The organism is Leisingera sp. ANG-M1, assembly GCF_000813745.1.
Taxonomy (GTDB): Bacteria; Pseudomonadota; Alphaproteobacteria; order Rhodobacterales; family Rhodobacteraceae; genus Leisingera.
Genome location: NZ_JWLC01000092.1, coordinates 1 through 695 on the forward strand (window position 1 = coordinate 1; position 695 = coordinate 695).

1 pseudogene is annotated in these 695 nt (G+C 63.6%); it reads right to left on the reverse strand.

Annotation, left to right across the window (positions count from 1 at the left end):
* Positions 1-243: 243 nt before the first annotated feature.
* Positions 244-695, reverse strand: a pseudogene (locus tag RA19_RS25570) (3-oxoadipyl-CoA thiolase); the annotation flags it as partial.

A 695-nucleotide genomic window follows, 5' to 3' on the forward strand; every position in this document is an offset into this window, starting at 1 on the left:
GTAGCCCTGCTTCCGGAGTTGGCCTGTCCTGCACGCCGCCACGCAGATGCGATGCGCAGAGACCGGCCGTTTCCCAGGCTATCTATGAATGAGGGGCTGCGGTCCGTCGATTGAATGTTGGAACAGGCGGCTTGTGCCTTTGGTTATATGCCTTTGTTTCTAATGCCTTGGGTTCACGCAGCAGAAAGGCCCCGCCGGAAACCGGCAGGGCCTTGAGTTACAAGAGACTGTTTCAGAGGCGGATCAAACCCGCTCCAGCGCAATGGCGATGCCCTGGCCGACTCCGATGCACATTGTGCTGAGGGAGCGCTTGCCGCCGTTAAGCGACAGCTCAAGCGCAGCGGTACCGGTGATACGGGCGCCGGACATGCCCAAGGGGTGGCCAAGTGCAATGGCGCCGCCATTGGGGTTCAGCCGTGGGTCGTCGTCGGCAATGCCCAGGTCGCGCAGGGTCGCGAGGCCCTGGCTGGCAAAGGCCTCGTTCAGCTCGATCACATCGAAATCGGCCTGGGTCAGCCCCAGCCGCTGCATCAGCTTTTTCGAGGCTGGCGCGGGGCCGAAGCCCATGATCCGCGGTGCAACTCCGGCAGTTGCGCCGCCCAGTACCCGGACGACGGGGGTGAGGCCATGCGCCTTGATTGCCGCTTCAGAGGCGAGGATCAGCGCCGCAGCGCCGTCATTCACGCCTGAGGCAT